The following is a 17,550-nucleotide window of genomic DNA, read 5'->3' as shown; positions in this document are numbered from 1 at the left end:
GCCAGAACAGCCAGGGAGCACAGCCCAAAGCGGCTGGACGCCTTTATTGAGGATGTCGCAATGCACATAGAGACGAACTCCTGAAACAAGGGTGCGATAATGAAGTCGGCTTTGTCGGCCCGCATTCGCAAGATTCGGGCTGGGTTTGTGTGCTGGTCAGCCACCCTGCCACTGGGCGGCTGACCGACGTTCGAACACGTCCCTGAACTGGCGCGTGGATTCGGGCAGAAGCGCTCCCGTGTCCCAGTCGAGGATCACGGCGTGCTGGCGAACGGCATCGAGTGCGTTGATCTCGCCGGCCCGATAACGAGCCGCCACGACTTCGGGATCGAGCCGCGCCCAGGCGAGCCGCTCGGCCCGTATGGTGTTGCGCAAGCGATCGGTTGCGGCCGCATCGACCTCGTAGTGGCACAGTTCGACATCGACGGGCCGGATCACGACCCCGTAGTCCTTGGCGGCGCGTTCGACCGACACGTAGTCGTCCTTGATGTCCTCGCAGACGAGGGCGGGGTCGCGCTCGAGGGGATCGCCGAAACCACCGCCACCGGCGGTCGGTCGCGAGAAGACGTCGCCTTCGCGGAGCGGCACGTCGGAGAAAATGGAGCCGAGGCGCTCGTCCCGCTCCGCGCCGACCCGCCTCAGGGTCAGGCCATGTGGCATCGACGGCAGGCCGCCTTCGATGCCCCACACCACGGCTCGCTCGCGGTCGCAGATATAGGAGATGACGGTGTTCTCGGATTCGAGCAGGCGGGACGTCTTGATCGCGCCCGCGCCGCCCCGCCATTTGCCGGGCCCGGCCGAGTCGCGGAGGATCTCGAACTCGGTCGTGAGGATCGGGTTTGCCCGTTCCTGGCCTTCGACCGGTTGCGCCATCATGCCGGTGCCGAAGCAGGCTGTCGTGACGTTGCTGCCGTCCTTGCCGTTGCGGCCACCCCAGCCGCCGGGAAGCCAATCGTAGAACATGAAGAGGGGCTTGTCGGCGCTACGCGCGTCGCGACCGCCCGTCAGCAGGTATTCGAGGTTGAACGCGCAAGCGAGCGCGCGTTCCGGCATCAGCTTCGACCACATCTCGTAGATCGCGTTCATGATCTTTTCGAAGGGCATCAGGAATCCGGTGACCGCGACGGGCCATTTGGCATCCACGATCGAGCCTTCCGGGACCACGATCTCGAAAGCACGGTAGAATCCCGAATTGAGCGGCAGGTCAGGGAAGAATGTCTTCATGCCGGCCGCGACCGCCGAGAAGGTGGCTCCAAAAGCCGAGTTATAGATGGTGCCTATCGTGGGGTGGCTGCCGGTGAAGTCGTAGATTGCCTTATCGCCCCGGATGGTCAGTTTGATGCGGATGGGGATCATGCCCTCGCCGCCGGCCGGGTCGCGGTCGATGAAATCCACTGTTTCCCAGCTGCCATCCGGCAGCGCCGCGATGCGCTGGCGCACCGACCGTTCGACATAGTCCTGCACGGCGCCAAGTCCGGTTTCGACCGTGTCGCGGCCGTATTTACCGACGAGGCGCAGGATCTCGCGCTCGCAGACCTGGGTGGCCTGCGCCTGCGCCTGAATGTCGCCAATGATGGAGGCCGGGTCGCGTGTGTTCGACGCGATGAGATGGGCGACGTCTCGACAGAACCGCCCCTTGTCGAAGAGCCTGACCGGCGTGATGCGCAAGCCCTCGCGGAACATATCCCGGGCCGCGACGTCGAACGACCCGGGCACGCTGCCGCCCATGTCCGACCAGTGGCCGTTCGACTGCGCGAAGGCGATGAGTTTGCCGTCGGCGAAGATCGGCCGGATGAGGCGCACATCCGAGAAGTGGGTGCCGCCCGCATAGGGGTCATTGATGGCGAAGACGTCGCCCGGGTTCATGTCGCCATCGAAGTAGCGCATCACTTCCTTACAGGTGAAGTGCAGGGTACCGACGTGGACCGCGATATCCTGGTTACCCTGGGCGGCGCATTCGCCCTGCGCGTCGTGTAGCGCGCTCGAAAAATCGTGGTTGTAGATCACGAAGGAATAACAGGTCCTCAGGATCTGCTCACCCATCTGATCGACACTGGTGATGAAGGCGTTCTTCAGCACCTCGAAGGTCACGGGGTCGAGCCGCAGGTCTCCGGTCATCGGATCAGCCTTTCACGCGGATGAGGATGTTCAGGTATTTGTCGACCTCCGCGCGCGTCCCCGGCGGGATCACGACGGTGGCGTCAACCTGCTCGACGACGGCCGGCCCCACCCAATCGAAGCCGCACGGCAAGTCGTCGCGCTGATAGATCGGTGTGTCGTGCTCGGTGCCGTCGAACCAGACCGGACGGGACCCGGCGGGCGAGGGCACGACGCCGGTTGGCTCGTGCACGGGGAATTCGGCCTTGGGCACCAGCCCGGTGGCCTTGAGATTGATACGGAACAGGCTGACCGGCGCATCGTCGCGACGGAAGTTGTATTCGCGCTGGTGCTCGGCATGGAATTTCGCAACGAGTTCCGTGATCGAGACGATACGGGATGGCGCCTGGACGGCCAGCGAGCGCCATTGGCCCCGATACATCATGTCGACCGAGCGCTGCAGGAGGATGTCGGCCTCGGCAACGCCTTCATGAGTCAGGCGGTCCAGCGCCTCCCGCTCGATCTCGGCGAACTGCGCCTCGATGGCGGCCGGGTCGGCCTCTTCGGTGCCGACCATGCAGCTTTGCGAGAAGTCGTGCTGCATGTCGACCAGCAAACAACCAAGGGCCGAGGTGACGCCAGGGTTCGGCGGCACGATGACCACCGGGATCGCGAGCTCACGCGCCACGTCGACACCATGCAGCGCCCCGGCGCCGCCGAAGGCAACCAACGCGAAATCACGCGGGTCGTAGCCGCGGCTGATCGAGATGAGCCGCACGGCATCCGACATGTTTGCATTGGCCACCCGTAGAATGGCATCCGCGGCGTCCGGCACGGAGAGACCGAAGGGCTTGGCCACGCCTTCCGCGACGGCGGTGCGCGCAAGCTCTGGATCGAGGGTGATCTTGCCGCCGGCGAGCCGCGTGCCGAGCCGTCCCAGCGTCACGTTCGCGTCCGTGTTGGTCGGCTGCCGATTGCCGTTGCCGTAGCAGGCCGGCCCGGGATGGGCGCCGGCCGATTGCGGGCCGTTGCGCAATGAGCCGGCGGGGTCCGTCCAAGCCAGCGAGCCACCACCGGCCCCGATGGTGAGCACCTCGATCGACGAGAAGCGGATCGGGTAGCCAAACTCGATGTGCCAATCCTTGGTGACACGGGACTGACCGTCGTAGGCCAGCGAGACGTCGGTCGAAGTTCCGCCCATGTCGAGACCGATGGAGTTGGGATAGCCGCAAAGGCCCGCGATGTAACGGCTCGCGATGGCACCGGCCGCGATTCCCGAGCCGGCGAGACGGGCCGCGAAATCCTTCACGCTCGCCGGCGTCATCACGCCGCCGCCGGTGTGGAGCAGCAGCAGGTCGCGGGTGTAGCCTTCGCGGGCGAGCCGGTCCCCGAGCCGGGTCGTGTAGTCGACCACCACGGGGCTGACGGCCGCATTGGCCACGGTCGTGGAAAAGCGCTCGTGCTCGAAGATCTCCGGCAGCACCACTGAGGAGATCGAGATCGGCACGTCGGGCATTGCCTCTCGCAGGATCGCCTGCATGGCACGCTCGTTGGCGCCGTTCAGGTATGCGTTCATGAAGCACACTGCGATAGCCTCGACGCCCCGCCGTTTGAGGATGCGGGCCATCTCGCGGGCCGCGGCCTCGTCGAGCGGCTCGACCACGCGGCCGGCCGCGTCCACGCGCTCCGGCACGGTCAGCCGGTCGCGCCGCGGGACATAGGGCTTCACTACATCCTTATAGACGTCCCAGAGGTCCTCCTTGTTGGCGCGGCGGATCTCGATGACGTCGCGGAACCCTTGCGTTCCGACCACAGCCGTGCGCGGCAGGCGGCGCGTGATGAGCGCGTTGGTAGCCACGGTCGTGCCGTGGGAGAAGAGGGCAACTTGGGTGAGGTCGATGCCGGCCTTGCCCACTCCGCTCATGATGCCGTCAATCGGATCGCGGGTGGAGGCGGTCTTCTCAATCCGGATTGCACCGGTCGTCTCGTCCATGATGCAGATATCGGTGAAGGTGCCGCCGACATCGACAGCCACGCGCAGGTTCGGCACGAAGGCTTCCTTCTCAGACGCAAGCCTCGACGACTGACGCCGAGGTCTCACTCGTTCCAGCGGATCTGCGGTTGGACGAAGCTGCCCGGACCGGGTGATCTCGGCAGTCGTCGCGCAGGGCGTGATCGGGATTAGAGGAAATTTCGGAGCGTCGTTCTTGCGCCTGAGGGGCGTCGTTCTTGCGCATCAGCGCATAAGCTGCCCAGATTCTCGGCAAACGAAGAACTGCCACTTACGCAGGCACGTCACGGGCGAAGTAGCCGATGGAGGATCCGCCTTGGCCGGCCGGAGCTATTGGACCGTGAAGCGCGACATCGCGCGGGCTTCTCGCGGCGTGCAGCCGAACCGGGCGCGGTAATGGCGGCTGAATTGGGCTTGATCGCTGAAACCCATGCCATAGGCGATCTCGGCAATGCTTTTCCGGCAGAGCGGGTCGCGCAACATGGCATCGCACGCCAGCAGGCGTTCGGTGCGGATGAAATCGCACACCGTTGTGCCTTCTTCTTCGAACAGCCGGTGCAGGTAGCGCAGCGAAATCCCGCAATGGTCAGCGACCGCCTGCGGGGACAACCGGGCATCGGCGAGACGGGCACGGATGAAGTGCTCCGACCGGTGCAGATGCGCGTTCCGGATCGACGAGGCCTGGCTTCCAAGAACGCGGTCGTCGGCCCCGATGGTCAGGGCCAGCAGGTCGATCAGGTGCCAGCCGGCGGTGGACTGTGCCGCCTCGCTCCTCCCGTCGAGCCGTTCGACGCTCAGACGCAGCATGTCAACGAACAAGGCGCCGACGCCGCCCGTGACGTCGAATTGGAGCGTGGCGAGGCGCTCGGGCCGAGCCACTCGGGCTTTCAACTGAGCGTTGGGGATCTTGAGCACCCAGAGCGACGTCGGGTCTCGGTGGCTGAACTCGTAAGGAAGATGACTTCGCTCGACCAGGCAAGCGCCTGGTCGGCATCTGACTTCCTGGCCGGCCTGGGAGAAGCGAATCTCGTTCCGCTCAGGTATGGTGATTAGAAAGCTTTCCTCGCGCTCGGCGGCGAGGTGACGGGCATGCCTGCGATAGAGTAATCCGTCCGACACGTTACGGGACACCGAAACTTGCCCGAGAGACCATGTGTCGAGCTTTCCGGCGAACTCGCGCCCATTCTCAAACTGCAGCTCCAGCGGGAAGTAGACGGCAGCGACAGCTTCTTCCCAAAAGCTGCGAGTTCTGTCCCTCGCAGTTTGAGCGGAAGAGTAGGTGGCTCTCAAAGTGACGACCTCCACTGACCTTCTTCGGGCGACATTCTTCTCAGGTTCGAGGCTTCGCTCGCAGCTCCTGTCGGCATTTTGCAGATCTGCGCCGCAAGCGGCATTTGGCGGACGGCGAGCATGAAACGAGCACAGATAAGCCTAGCTGTCCATCACCGTACCGTCGTATCTTTGATGTATTGAGAAGGCTGGTCGCACCTGCGCCGCCGTTCCCGTGATGTGGGATCTCGCACGGCAGCGGTCCGCCCTGGCCCGTAGGATCCTCCACATCCCGACCGGGCCGAACACCTCGCTCAGCCTTCGCCCTCTCACCTTGAGCGCGCCGCCGGTTCCAATCGGCTCACCCCAATTGATGAGCATCGGCGGATCGTTGCCACTGCATCAGAGCCAGCAGCGGCAACTCGCTCAAAGTACCCAGGCGCGAGCTTTCGTGACGTCGGGTGGCGCCATGCCGCCGCTGTCATTCCCGCTGCCCGATGGTCCGATCATGTCCGGCTCGGTGCCGATCCCGTACCCAAACGTCGGCTTCGGGAGCTGATCTTGCGGTGAGGGTGCGACCGTCCCTCAACACTTGTCACGATGGGCGTCGGTCCCGTGCCGCGATTTCGTCGGCAGAGTCGGTGCGTGAAAATCGTCGGATTCGGCGCGGCGCCCACGCGAGGAATGCTGCGAGGGCCGGATCCGACCTCCCAGCACCATCATCTCAATCGGATGGGCGAATGAGTCTTTGCGGGTCAACCTGAGGGCATTTGGTATTATGAGGATGACGTGGGACGAATATTCCGAGCCGATCCGAGGTCAAACGCCGCCTTGCCGACAATGCTCAGGGTGACCGGAGGTTGTCGCGTAGCGTGGCGCCTTGGTACGAGGTGCGGAACAGGCCGCGGCGTTGAAGGATCGGGACCACTAGACGGCCGAACTCCTCGAACATGATGGGGAAGACGGTGGGCATCAGGATGAAGCCATCGGCACCGCCCCCCAAAAACCAGTCCTCCATATGGTCGGCCACCAAGTCCGGCGTGCCGACGATCATTTCGTAGGGTCGCTTCGCCGCGGCGGCAAAGCTCACCCCTGCTGCCTTGGCTACCTGTGCGACATGCGCTCGCTCGCCTTCGATGCCGTGATTGCCCCGGGAAAGTTCGTCCACCACGGCTGCCTCGCTCTCGATGCCGCGACTGAGGTCGACGCCGACAAGTTGTGAGGTGATGGCCAGTTGAAGTTCATCGCTGACCAGCGTGTCGAGATAGGCCGCCTTTTCGCGGGCGATGCTCTCCGTCTCGCCGAGCACGACCGACATCAAAGGCAGCACGGCGCAGTGTTCGGGCGGTCGCCCATAGGCCGCCATTCGGCTTTTGATGTCGGCGTAGAAAGCCTGCGCATCGGCCTTCGAATACGATTCTGTGAAGATCGCCTCCGCCCAGCGCGCAGCGAATTCGCGGCCCCGGTCGGAGGCGCCCGCTTGCAAGAACACGGGGCGCCCTTGCGGGCTGCGCGGAATCGTGAGGGGACCGCGCGTGCTGACATAGCGGCCGACATAATCGGCGCGTGCCACCTTTGTCGGGTCGATAAAGATGCCCTTCTCGCGATCGAGCACGAAAGGATCGGGCTGCCAACCGTCCCAAAGAGTACAGCACGCCTCCAGCACCTCGTCGGCCCGATCGTAGCGCTCGGACTTGGAGGGAAGTGCATCAAAGCCGAAATTCCGAGCCTCCATCTCGGTCGCGGAGGTCACGACATTCCAGCAGATGCGCCCCTTGGACAGGTGGTCCAGGGAAGCCAGGGTTCGGGCGATCCAGTACGGGGTGTTGAAGGTCGTCGACAGTGTCGCGCCGAGCCCCAGATGATTGGTCACGCGAGCCATGAGGGGCAACACCGCCATCGGGTCGAGATAGCTGGTCTGCCCGCCCAGGCGCAGGTAGGTGTCGTAGCTGCCACCAAACGTATCGCCGAGACCGAAGGTATCGGCGAAGAAGCCAGCGTCGAAGCAGGCGGCCTCGAGGACACGGGCGATATGTTCATACCGAGACGGTTCGAAGATATCGTCGAGCGCCGCCGACGGATGGCGCCACCCGCCGCTGTGGCCGGCGCTGGGACCGGTCTTGAGATAGGCGATAAGCTTCATACGGCGTGGCGTCGGCATCAGTCTCGGTATCCATGATTGATCCCGTCAAAGGCGGCATCCGCCGTTTCGGGTATCCATGAGGGCGATCGGCATCGATCCATCGATATTGCCTTCGCTACGCTGCCCCGCCTGCGGCGTTCCGATAGCTGTAGTTCTTGTCGATGCGTTCCATAAGGTATTTCCCATAGACGATCGGTTCGAACCGGGGCGCCTCGTTGGCGGCCACGCAGCCCGGCAGGCAGGTGATGGTTTCGGACATATCCGGGTCGAAGAAGAAGGGCACGGAGTAGCGATCGACGGTGTTCTTGTTCTGGACCCGGTGGGGCGTCGATTGCCAGCGGCCGTTCGTCCATCGCGCCAGGATGTCGCCGACGTTGATCACGAATGTGCCCGGCACTGGCGTGGCCTTGATCCAGCCGCCGCCACGCCGCCTGACTTCGAGCCCCCCCACACCGTCCTGCAGGAGGATCGTGATGAAGCCGTAGTCCGTATGCGGCGCCGATCCGAACTCGTCGTCCGCGGCGTTCGGCTGTGGCGGATAGTGGAGCAGGCGCAGGAACGTGGTCGGCCTGGCGAAGAAATGGTCGAGGGCGTCGGGCGCCATACCGAGCGCACGCGCGATGAGCGTCGTGAACCGTCGCGCGAGGCCGAGCATCGCGTCCACATACTCCTGCACATCGGCGCGGAAGGCGGGGAGCTTGTCGGGCCACTGGTTGGGGCCCTGGAGATCTTGTCCGAAGCGCGGGTCGTCCCCCGCGATCTCGTGCATGATCATCAGGGATTCGCTGTTGTTGGGCTTGGTCACTGTCGCGACCGACGAGGTCACGATCAGTGACGTCTTTGGCGCCATGTAGCCGCGATGGTAGGCATTGATCGCGACCGCCTCCTTGTCGGCCTGCGGCAAGGCGTGGAACGCTTTGGATGCCTCGAAAATCCTGGCTATCTCGGCATCCGACACCCCGGTGTTGCTGAGATAGCAGAAGCCCGTTTCCGAGAAGATCCGGTCGATCTCCTTAGCGATACGATCGGCACCGGCCTCGTCGAAGGCAAAGTTCTGAAGGTCTACGATCGGCAGGCGATCGATCGTCTCGTCCCCCGCCGAGACGGGCTTGACCGTTCTGGTCGCTGACATGGCTTGACCTTTGCTTAAGGTGGACTTGTACGACACACCTTGACTCGTTCCAAGGCGCAGTCGACAGTATACAGGCAATCAGAGGAACCCCCCGCTTGTCTAGTCCCTTTCCGCAGGTCCATCCCGGTGTGGCGTCGGTCATGGAAGATCGGCCTGTCACGCGCCGCCGTGGTTGAGCACATGTCCGGCGAAGCTTTGCAACGGCCGGCGCTTTTAGGCGAAGACCTCCTGCGAAGGCTCGAGGAGGACCTTATTCACATGCACTTCCCGCCCGGCATGCGTCTGGTCGAGGAGGAGATCTGTCAGCGCTTCGCGGTCAGCCGGTCGCCGGTGCGGGAGGCGCTTCAGATCCTCGCGTCGTACGGCTTGGTCGAGCGTCGCCCTAGGGTCGGCATGTTCGTGACCGAGCTCTCAGTACGCAAGCTGGACGAGGTCTATGCCTGCCGGGCGTCGCTCGAAGCCCTCGCCTCGTCGGGGGTCGCGCGGAATGCCAGTGCGCGGACCGTCTCCTCGCTCGAAAAGCTCGTGCGGGACATGGGCCGTGCGATCGAGAAAGATGCTCGCGACACCGCCTTCGCGGCCAACGTCGCCCTAACCAACCTGCTGCACGCCGAATGCGGCAACGAGACCCTGCGCACCATCCTGGCAAGCCTCGACAAGCAGGCGCTCCGCTACCGCCTCTACTGCTATCGCCGTAACCGCGACATGATGCTGTTCAGTATCGAGGCAAACGTCGCACTGGTCGCCGCCATCAAGGCGCGAGCGCCCGATCAGGCGGCCGAGGTGACCCGGGATCTCGTGACGCGGTCCGGCCAGATGATCCGCGCCGCGCTCCTGGCTACGGCCGGGGACGATGCCGCCAAGGAATCAGCCTGACCCATAGAAGGTTGGACTGCCCGTGGCCAAGAATAACCGCTCTCAATGGGCGGAGGGGAAACGCTTCAGGTCACCAGCGCGGCTCTAACGGGTCGGAAACAGGAGCTTCCATGCAGCGGTTCATACACTCGATGGTTGGCGCCGGCGCGGTCGCGCTGGCGTTTCTGAGCTCGGGAGCGCAGGCCCAGTCAAAGGAGCCGATCCCCATCGGCGTCATCGCGAACCTGACGGGCATGGACGTCAAGACCAGCACCGACATGGTGCGCGGCATCCAGATCGCGGCCGATGCCGTAAACAAGGACGGCGGCGTCGACGGCCAGCCCATCAAGCTCATCATCGAGGACGCGCAGTACAAGACGCAGGAGGCGCTCAACGCCGCCACCAAGCTCTACGACGTAGACAAGGTCCCGGCCGTTATCATGTTCGGCGGCTCCAGCATCGAGCTGGCCGTCGCGCCCATCGCCAAGCAGAAGGGCAAGATCATCGTCAACACCTCTTCGAGCTCGGCCAAGCTCGGCGACTTCCCCGGCACAGTGTATTCGGTGTTGCCGCTCGACGACATCGTGGGCAAGGCACTCGGCGAATGGACGGCGGCACAAGGCGTCAAGTCCGCCGCCTTCGTCGTCCCCAACAACACCTTCGGCACCGGCCTTATGGACGCCGCCGCAACTGCCTTCGAAGCGAAGGGGGGTAAGATCGTCGCCAAGATCGCCTATAGCGAGGGCCAGCCCGACTACCGCGCCGACATCCAGCAGCTGGTATCGAGCAAGCCGGATGCCATCATGACGACCGGCTACGGAGACGATTCCCGCACGATCTTCAAGGACGCCCGCACGCTCGGACTGAAGCAGGTCTGGTACGCCGGCTATCCCTCGATCCTGACTGTCGAGAACGAGGCCTGGATGAACGGCCATCTGATGGGCGTCGACAATGGCGGCTTGTCCGGTGACGTCGCCAAGAAGGTCGGCGCCGACTATGCCGCCAAGTTCGGCAAGGAGGAGCCGCTGCCGCACGTCTTCTATGGCTACGACGCGCTGATGCTAATCGCCCGCGCCGCCGCCGCGCCCGGCGGCTTCTCGGCTACCACCATGGCCAAGAGCATCGACGGCTACCAGGGCGCGACGGGCGCCATCAAGTGGGACGTGCGCGGCCAGCGCATCGATCCTCCCATCGACGTCATCAGCTACAAGGACGGCAAGTTCGTCACGACGGGTCAGCAGTAGCCCATCCGGATGGCATGCGGCGGTGCCACAGCAACGCTGCGTGCCGAAGTCCACCCTTTGCGATCTTAGGGGCTTACACCCTCGATCGGGGCGACGTCGCCTGGTGCTTGACCGGCCATCGCTCCCAATCGAGCTGCGCGAGCGTGACAAGACATCATCGAGCCAGGCCGTCTGCGATCGCAAGGGCCCGGCGACGACCTTATCCACCTCGCGGTCAAGAACGGGTTTCCGTGCTGCAGATCCTTCTGAACTCGATCGTCTACGCCAGCGAGATCGCCGTCATCGCGGTGGGAATTTCGCTAGCCTACTCGGTGGTCCGCTTCGCCAATTTCGCCCATATCCAGTATGCGGTGCTGGGGGGATACTTTACCTATGCGGCGCGAGGCCTCGGCCTCGGCTTTCCCGTCGCTACGGCGATCTCCGCGGTGTTGACGGGGCTGGTGGCGATCATCGTCGAACGGCTGGTCTTCCACCCGCTCCGCGGCCTACGGCCCGAGGCCAAGATGATCGCCTCATGGGGGGTGGCCCTGGCCTTCCGTTCCGGGGTTGCTGCCGTCTTCGGCGGCGCAGCGCGCGTCTTCGACGTGGAGACCGACACTTACCTCTTGGGCGATGCCGTCATCACGAGTCTCGACCTCGCCGTCGTGGCGACCACGATCGCGGCAATGGTCGTGCTGCAACTGCTGCTCTACCGCACGCGCATCGGCACTGGCCTGCGCGCGCTAGCCGACAACCGCGACCTTGCCGCGACGCGCGGCATCCCGCCCGACCGCTTGACCGCCCTCATGTGGTTCCTGGCCGGAGCCTTCGCGGCCCTCGGCGGTACCCTTTTCGCCCTGGAAACCCGGCTGCAGCCCGACATGGACCTGCAGATCCTGCTGCCCGTCTTCGCTGCGGTGACCATCGGCGGCCTCAGCAGCATCGCCGGCGCGGTGGCAGGCGCCTGCATCCTGTCACTGGCCCAGAACATCGCGATCGGGGTCGACTTCGGTGCCGTGCTGAGCAGCCGGTCGTGGTTCCTCCCCAGCCAGTTCCGCGACACGATCGCGGTTGCCGCCATGGTGCTGGTGCTCTGCTTCCGGCCGCGCCAGTTGCGAAGCGGCGGAGTGCGCTGAGCCATGCTCGACTTCCTCGTCTTCGCCGTCACGATGATCGCGATCTGGTCGGTCGTGGCCCTCAGCCTCGATCTCCAGTTCGGACTCTGCGGCCTCGTCAACTTCGGCCAGATCCTGCCGTTCGCGCTGGGCGCCTACGGTCCGGCCATTTCCGCCGCTCACGGCGGCTCGATCAGCGCGGGCCTCGCGCTCGGCTTGGCAATGGCCGCCGTCGGTGGAGTGCTGGTGCTTGCTCCGGTCGGGCGCCTGTCGCAGGACTACTGGGCGCTGGTCTCTCTCGGAGCATCGGAGATCTTCCGGCTGCTGATGGTCAACGTCACGCCCATCGCCGGCGGCCAGGACGGCACCGCTGTCGCTCGCGTCTCCAACCCGCTCGCCGCGCTGGGACTGGCGCTGGGCCTGTTGCTCGCCATGCTGCTGCTTGCCCGCCGCATCGATCGCTCACCGCTCGGGCGCCTCATGCGCGTGCTGCGGGAAGACGACCTGCTGGTGGCGACGCTCGGGCGCAATCCCTTCCGGGTCCAGGCGCTGGTGACAGTCGTAGCCTGGCTGATGGCCGCGCTTGCGGGAGCGCTCTACGCCCATGTCGTCGGCTTCGTGGCTCCCTCGTCCTTCTCGGTCGCCGAGACCTTTATCGTCTGGACGGCGCTGATCCTGGGGGGAGCCGGCTCGTTGTTGGGCGCCGTCGTCGGCACGGCCTTCGTTCAGTTTATCAGCGTTTCGACTCGTTTCCTGGCGGCCTGGAGCGGCCTGCCGTTCGACCTTGTGGCCAATCTCCGCCTCGGGATCTTCGGCGTCGTCCTGGTGCTGGTCTTCCTGCTGCGGCGCGAGGGCCTCGTGCCCGAACGAAAGGTGAGGGTCGATGCTGTCGGTCCGTGACGTGACGGTCGCCTTCGCCGGAGTGCGGGCACTGGATGCCGTCAGCCTGGAGGCGCGGCCCGGCCGCATCCTCGGCCTCATCGGCCCGAACGGTTCGGGCAAGTCGACGCTGCTCAACGTCGTCGCTGGTGCCATCGCGCCCGATAGCGGCTCCGTCTCGATCGAAGCCGTGCCCATCCCGGCGGGCCGACCGGAGGAGGTCGCGGCACGGGGCGTCGCCCGCACGTTCCAGATCCCACGACTTGCGCGCCGGCTGACCGTGATCCAAAATATGATGGTCGGGCGGCGCGACCAGCCGGGCGAGAACCTGCTCACCCTCCTGTTCCGTCCTGGGGCAAGCCGCCGCTCCGAACGGGCCCTTGTGGTCGACGCCCGCGCCATGCTTGCCCGCCTCGGCTTGATTCACCTCGCCGACCATGCGGCAGGCGGCCTGTCGGGCGGTCAACAGAAGCTGCTTTCGATGGGCATGGCGCTGATGAGTGATCCACCCGTGCTGCTGCTCGACGAGCCCGCCGCCGGGGTGAACCCGGTATTGGTCGAGCAGCAGATCGTGTTCCTCAAGTCGCTGGCGGCGGAGGGACGGACCGTCCTGCTGATCGAGCACAACATGGAGATGATCGCCGACGTCTGCGACGACGTCGTCGTGCTCGACGCCGGCACTGTCATCGCCCGCGGCTCGCCGGTCGACATCCGCCGCAACGCGCAGGTGATGCGGTCTTACCTGGGAGAGACCGCATGAGCGTCCCACCCGAATCGAGGGCGGCCGGCGCGGCGCTGCGGCTCGACGCCGTCAGCGCCGGATACGGACCACTCGTGATCCTGGACAGGCTATCGATGGCGCTGCGGCCCGACGAGATCCTCCTGGTCCTCGGTGCCAACGGCTCCGGCAAGTCGACGCTGCTTAAAACGGTCATGGGGCTGACGACCATCACGGGCGGTATCCTGCACAAGGATGACGTCGACATCACGCGTTGGGCGACCCACCGCCGCGCTGCCGGCGGTATTGGCTATGTGCCGCAGAACAACAACGTCTTCGCCGGCCTGTCGGTGCGGGACAACCTCGGTATGGGTGCCTATCTGCAGCCCGCAAAACGCGCGGCGGCGCAGGAGGCCGTACTCGACCTCTTTCCACGCCTGCGGGAGCGCCTCGGCGCCACGGCGGGGGCGCTCAGCGGCGGTGAGCGGCGAATGCTCTCCATCGCCCTGACCCTGATGGCTGATCCTGCCGTCCTGCTGCTGGACGAACCCTCGAGCGACCTCGCTCCGGCGATGATCGACCTCGTCTTCGCCGCGATCCAGCGCATCCGCCGGGAGCGGCGCATCCCCGTCCTGCTGGTCGAGCAAAACGTCGCGCGCGGCCTTGCTATTGCCGACCGCGTCGTCGTGCTCGTGCGCGGCAGCGTGGCGGCAGATATGCCGGCAGCCGCCGTCCAGCGTGACCATCTTCACGCCCTCTTCTTGCACGGCAGCGTCGGTGCAGCGCCTGCCATTCAGGCCCAGCGGAGCGTTCCATGAAAACCTACATTCGCGCCGGTTCATCGGCGCCCATTGTGTCTACATGGATGACGAAGAGGCCGGCATGATAGGCGACACCGGCTCCTACCCGCTGCGCGTCGAGAACCTGATCACCAACATCGTCTACAACGCCTGCGGCCGCGACGTGACCCACGTTTTCGTCTGCGGCGAATGCCTCATCGACGAGCAGCGCCTCACGCGCTTCGACAAGGCGGAAGCGATTCGCGAGGTACAAGTGGTCGCCGAGAAGGTGTGGGAGCGATCGAAGCCGCTGCTCGCCGCGGAGGGCATGCCGTGAGTGCGCCGCGCAAGATCATCATCGACACCGATCCCGGCCAGGATGATGCCTTTGCCATCCTTCTGGCGCTGGGCTCGCCCGAGGACCTGGAGGTGATCGGTGTCACGTCGGTGGCCGGCAACGTGCCGCTCGCCCGCACCACCCTGAACGCCCAGATGGTGCTCGAACTCGGCGGCCGGCCGGACATACCGGTCTATTCCGGCTGCGCCCGCCCGATGGTGCGGGCGCTGTTCACGGCCGAATATGTGCACGGTGACAGCGGGCTCGACGGCTGCGACCTTCCGTCTCCGACCGCTCCGCTGGGCACCGGGCACGGCGTCGATTTCATCATTGACAGCCTGATGGCGGCCGAGCCCGGCACGATCACGATCTGCACGCTCGGCCCCATGACAAATCTCGCCATGGCCATGGTCAAGCAGCCTGCCATCGTGCCGCGCATTGCGGAAGTGGTGCTGATGGGGGGCGGCTTCTTCGAGGGCGGCAACACGACGCCGGCCGCGGAGTTCAACATCTTCGTCGATCCGCATGCTGCCCACGTCGTCTTCACCGCCGGCGTGAAGCTGACGATGGTTCCCATCGATTGCACCTACAAGGCGCTGATGACGCCAGCATGGCTCGGCGAGCTTCGGGCACTCGGCACTAGGACCGGGGTGCAAGGGGCCGGCATGGCCGAATTCTACCAGCGCTTCGGCAATCAGAAGTTCGGAACCGATCGCTATCCGCTGCACGATCCCTGCGTGATCGGATACCTGTTGCAGCCGGCGCTGTTCAGCGGGCGGCATTGCCACGTCGCCATCGATCTCGTCTCTCCATTGACGGGTGGAATGACCGTCGTCGATTGGTGGAACGTCACCAAAAACCCGCCAAACTGCACCGTCCTGCGGGAACTCGACAACGACGCCTTCTATGCCTTGATGCTGGAGCGCCTGGCGCGCCTGCCTTGAGGCAGTCTCTCATCGACTCAGGGGATACTTGAAGGCGGCCGCAGGGTGCGTTGACCGCACGCGCGGCGTCGGCGTGCCGAACATGTTCTCGCGCAGGCTGGTTGCCTCGTAGCGCTGACGGTAGCGGCCGCGCCTTTGCAATTCGGGCACCAGCAGGTCGGCAAATTCGTCGACCGAGACAGGCGAGATCATCTGGCGCATGAGGAACCCGTTGATGTCGAGTGTGTCGGCCCACTCCTCGATCTTGTCGGCCACTCGTTTCGGCGTTCCCCAGGCGAACAGGGCCCTCGAGCTATCGAGGCGGGTGGCCTGATCGAGCACGGCGCCGACGGTTGTGCCCAGCGGATAGTTGTAGTGGCTGAGGAACACCGATCCCGGGCCTCCTTCGGCGGTGATCTCCTCGATCGTCTTGTTGCGATCGTATTTGAGCAGGTCGGCACCGGACCCGAAGTGATGCGAAAGGTAGCCGTCCGGACTGCTCAGTGCCTGGAAGTCCGCGAGCTTGGCCTCGGCTTCCGCCTGCGTCGCAGCGACGATGAGGCCCATCTCAGCCAGGATCTTGACGTCGCCTGCCGCCCGACCGTGTGACACAACGCTGGCGCGAACGTCCCTGGCATTCTTCCGGTAGGCGTCGGCGGACCTGCCGCCGATGAACACGACCTCGGCGTGCTTGGCGGCGAAGTCTTTTCCGCGCCCCGAACTGCCGGCTTGCAGGATCACCGGTGTGCGCTGGGGCGAAGGTTCGACCAGGTGCGGCCCGGCAACCTGGAAGTAGCGACCGGCGTGGTCGATGCGTCGAACCTTCGCGGGATCCGACACCATGTTGCGATCGGAGTCGCGGATCATGGCATCATCGGCCCAGCTGCCCTCCCAAAGCTTGTAGCAGACGGCCATGAACTCCTCGGCCCTGTCATAGCGCTCGTCGTGCGTGTAGAGGTCCGGGGCAATCCCGAAGTTCTCGTTGGCGTTCGGCAGGTAGGAGGTCACGACATTCCAGCCGATGCGCCCGCCCGTGAGATGATCAAGCGTCGACATGCGCCGCGCATGGGCGAAAGGCGCCTCGTAGGTGGTCGATACGGTGGCGGCGAAGCCGAGGTGAGTCGTGACCGCCGCCATGGCCGATAGAGCCATCAGAGGATCGTTGAGCGGCACATGCATGCCCTCTCGTAGAGCCACGTCGTTGTTCCCCCCGTAGCCGGCCGCGATCCCGAGGACATCGGCGAAGAACAGCGTGTCGAGCAAGGCCCTCTCGCAGGATTGTGCGAAGTCCGTCCAGTACTTGAGATTATTGGAGCGCTTGCGGTTCCTCGGATGCCGCCAGAGGCCGTAGTTGTTATGGCCGACCGTCTGCATGTCGAGAAGGTTGAAGCTGAGGACCTTGATTGCGGGATCACGTGAAAACAAAGACATCTTCGAAGGCTCCAGACTGGTTTCCACGCCGGGCATCAGGTCATCGAAGCAAGTGGCGCTAATCGACGTGGCAATCACGCGAACATAAAAGGAATGCCGCCCGCGCGTCGCCGTGAATGAGCATGGCCATCAGCGGCACATGTCGCTACGCGCACGTCATAGCCTGGACAGACCGGTCGCGATCGGTAAGCGCGTGCGGCGTCCGAGGGCTGCGATCCCAACAACGGGCCCGCCGATGCCTCCTTTTTTGACAGGCTCTCGCCTTCAATTGCGGCCGACCTCCGAAGAGTGTGCATTTCCAAACAAGCTTGACCTCCTCCTGACCGCCCTACTTGGCTCGGACGCGTTGGAAGTATCTGCCGCTGAGTGACTGCTTTGACTGCTTACCCACGTTCCGTTCACGGGAGCGGTCAAGCCGCTTCCGTGAAGATCCCATGGGTATGGCGAGCGACCGCTGCTCTGGCAAATTGAGGCCGCCAAGACCGTGGAGACCAGCATGAGCGTTGCCGCCGATCACACTGCAGACCCGGCCGCTTTCCGGACCGACCTCGCCGCCATCTTCGCATCCGGCCTCGGCGTTTTGCAGGGGCACGACCATGACGAAGGATCAGAACGTCATCCGGGCGAAAGTGGGCCTT

15 protein-coding genes are annotated in these 17,550 nt (G+C 64.8%); 9 read left to right on the top strand and 6 right to left on the bottom strand.

The genetic code is table 11. The features are described 5' to 3' along the window. Positions 1 to 156: 156 nt before the first annotated feature. From M8523_RS16830 to M8523_RS16820, 3 genes are all read right to left on the bottom strand, one after another. The gene (locus M8523_RS16830) at positions 157 to 2,118 is read right to left on the bottom strand and encodes a hydantoinase B/oxoprolinase family protein (protein WP_282586051.1); all 1,962 of its coding nucleotides are present in this window, start codon (positions 2,116 to 2,118) and stop codon (positions 157 to 159) included. 4 nt (positions 2,119 to 2,122) lie between these two features. Next, entirely contained in the window at positions 2,123 to 4,147 is a 2,025-nt protein-coding gene (locus tag M8523_RS16825) for a hydantoinase/oxoprolinase family protein (RefSeq protein WP_282586050.1), read from the bottom strand. 291 nt (positions 4,148 to 4,438) lie between these two features. Next, on the bottom strand, positions 4,439 to 5,413 hold the full coding sequence (locus tag M8523_RS16820) for an AraC-like ligand-binding domain-containing protein (protein WP_282586049.1): 975 nt from the start codon (positions 5,411 to 5,413) through the stop codon (positions 4,439 to 4,441). Between the two features lie 202 nt (positions 5,414 to 5,615). Here M8523_RS16820 and M8523_RS16815 point away from each other — a divergent pair, with 202 nt between their 5' ends. Then, entirely contained in the window at positions 5,616 to 5,936 is a 321-nt protein-coding gene (locus M8523_RS16815; protein ID WP_282586048.1) for a hypothetical protein, read from the top strand. Between the two features lie 285 nt (positions 5,937 to 6,221). Here M8523_RS16815 and M8523_RS16810 read toward each other — a convergent pair whose 3' ends face one another. Then, positions 6,222 to 7,538 carry an LLM class flavin-dependent oxidoreductase gene (locus M8523_RS16810; protein ID WP_282586047.1) on the bottom strand — a complete coding sequence of 439 codons (1,317 nt, stop codon included), beginning with the start codon at positions 7,536 to 7,538 and terminating at the stop codon, positions 6,222 to 6,224. A 97-nt stretch (positions 7,539 to 7,635) separates the two neighbouring features. Beyond that, the gene (locus M8523_RS16805) at positions 7,636 to 8,652 is read right to left on the bottom strand and encodes an isopenicillin N synthase family dioxygenase (RefSeq protein ID WP_282586046.1); all 1,017 of its coding nucleotides are present in this window, start codon (positions 8,650 to 8,652) and stop codon (positions 7,636 to 7,638) included. Positions 8,653 to 8,832: 180 nt separating this feature from the next. Between M8523_RS16805 and M8523_RS16800 the strand changes: the two genes are divergently transcribed. The 8 genes from M8523_RS16800 to M8523_RS16765 all read left to right on the top strand — a co-directional run bounded on the left by M8523_RS16800 (position 8,833) and on the right by M8523_RS16765 (position 15,502). Next, on the top strand, positions 8,833 to 9,528 hold the full coding sequence (locus M8523_RS16800) for a GntR family transcriptional regulator (protein WP_282586045.1): 696 nt from the start codon (positions 8,833 to 8,835) through the stop codon (positions 9,526 to 9,528). Positions 9,529 to 9,638: 110 nt separating this feature from the next. Next, positions 9,639 to 10,751, top strand: coding sequence for an ABC transporter substrate-binding protein (locus M8523_RS16795; protein ID WP_282586044.1), 1,113 nt, complete (start codon positions 9,639 to 9,641; stop codon positions 10,749 to 10,751). Between the two features lie 230 nt (positions 10,752 to 10,981). After that, positions 10,982 to 11,866: a branched-chain amino acid ABC transporter permease gene (locus M8523_RS16790; protein WP_282586043.1), complete on the top strand. Its 885-nt coding sequence runs from the start codon at positions 10,982 to 10,984 to the stop codon at positions 11,864 to 11,866. 3 nt (positions 11,867 to 11,869) lie between these two features. Beyond that, on the top strand, positions 11,870 to 12,745 hold the full coding sequence (locus M8523_RS16785) for a branched-chain amino acid ABC transporter permease (RefSeq protein ID WP_282586042.1): 876 nt from the start codon (positions 11,870 to 11,872) through the stop codon (positions 12,743 to 12,745). Beyond that, complete coding sequence (locus M8523_RS16780) at positions 12,729 to 13,484, top strand: ABC transporter ATP-binding protein (RefSeq protein WP_282586041.1); 756 nt, start codon at positions 12,729 to 12,731, stop codon at positions 13,482 to 13,484. Before M8523_RS16785 ends, M8523_RS16780 begins: the two co-directional genes overlap by 17 nt. Next, complete coding sequence (locus M8523_RS16775; RefSeq protein WP_282586040.1) at positions 13,481 to 14,260, top strand: branched-chain amino acid ABC transporter ATP-binding protein; 780 nt, start codon at positions 13,481 to 13,483, stop codon at positions 14,258 to 14,260. Before M8523_RS16780 ends, M8523_RS16775 begins: the two co-directional genes overlap by 4 nt. A gap of 43 nt (positions 14,261 to 14,303) precedes the next feature. Then, complete coding sequence (locus M8523_RS16770) at positions 14,304 to 14,558, top strand: hypothetical protein (RefSeq protein ID WP_282586039.1); 255 nt, start codon at positions 14,304 to 14,306, stop codon at positions 14,556 to 14,558. Next, positions 14,555 to 15,502 carry a nucleoside hydrolase gene (locus M8523_RS16765; protein ID WP_282586038.1) on the top strand — a complete coding sequence of 316 codons (948 nt, stop codon included), beginning with the start codon at positions 14,555 to 14,557 and terminating at the stop codon, positions 15,500 to 15,502. Before M8523_RS16770 ends, M8523_RS16765 begins: the two co-directional genes overlap by 4 nt. 9 nt (positions 15,503 to 15,511) lie before the next feature. Here the strand turns inward: M8523_RS16765 and M8523_RS16760 are convergent, their stop codons facing one another. After that, positions 15,512 to 16,912 carry an NtaA/DmoA family FMN-dependent monooxygenase gene (locus M8523_RS16760; protein WP_282586037.1) on the bottom strand — a complete coding sequence of 467 codons (1,401 nt, stop codon included), beginning with the start codon at positions 16,910 to 16,912 and terminating at the stop codon, positions 15,512 to 15,514. Positions 16,913 to 17,550: the final 638 nt, after the last annotated feature.

The sequence above is a fragment of the Lichenifustis flavocetrariae genome (assembly GCF_026130545.1).
Lineage (GTDB): Bacteria > Pseudomonadota > Alphaproteobacteria > Rhizobiales > Beijerinckiaceae > Lichenihabitans > Lichenihabitans flavocetrariae.
The sequence above is the reverse complement of the archived record's forward strand: the minus strand, read 5'-3'. Positions and strand labels throughout refer to the sequence as shown.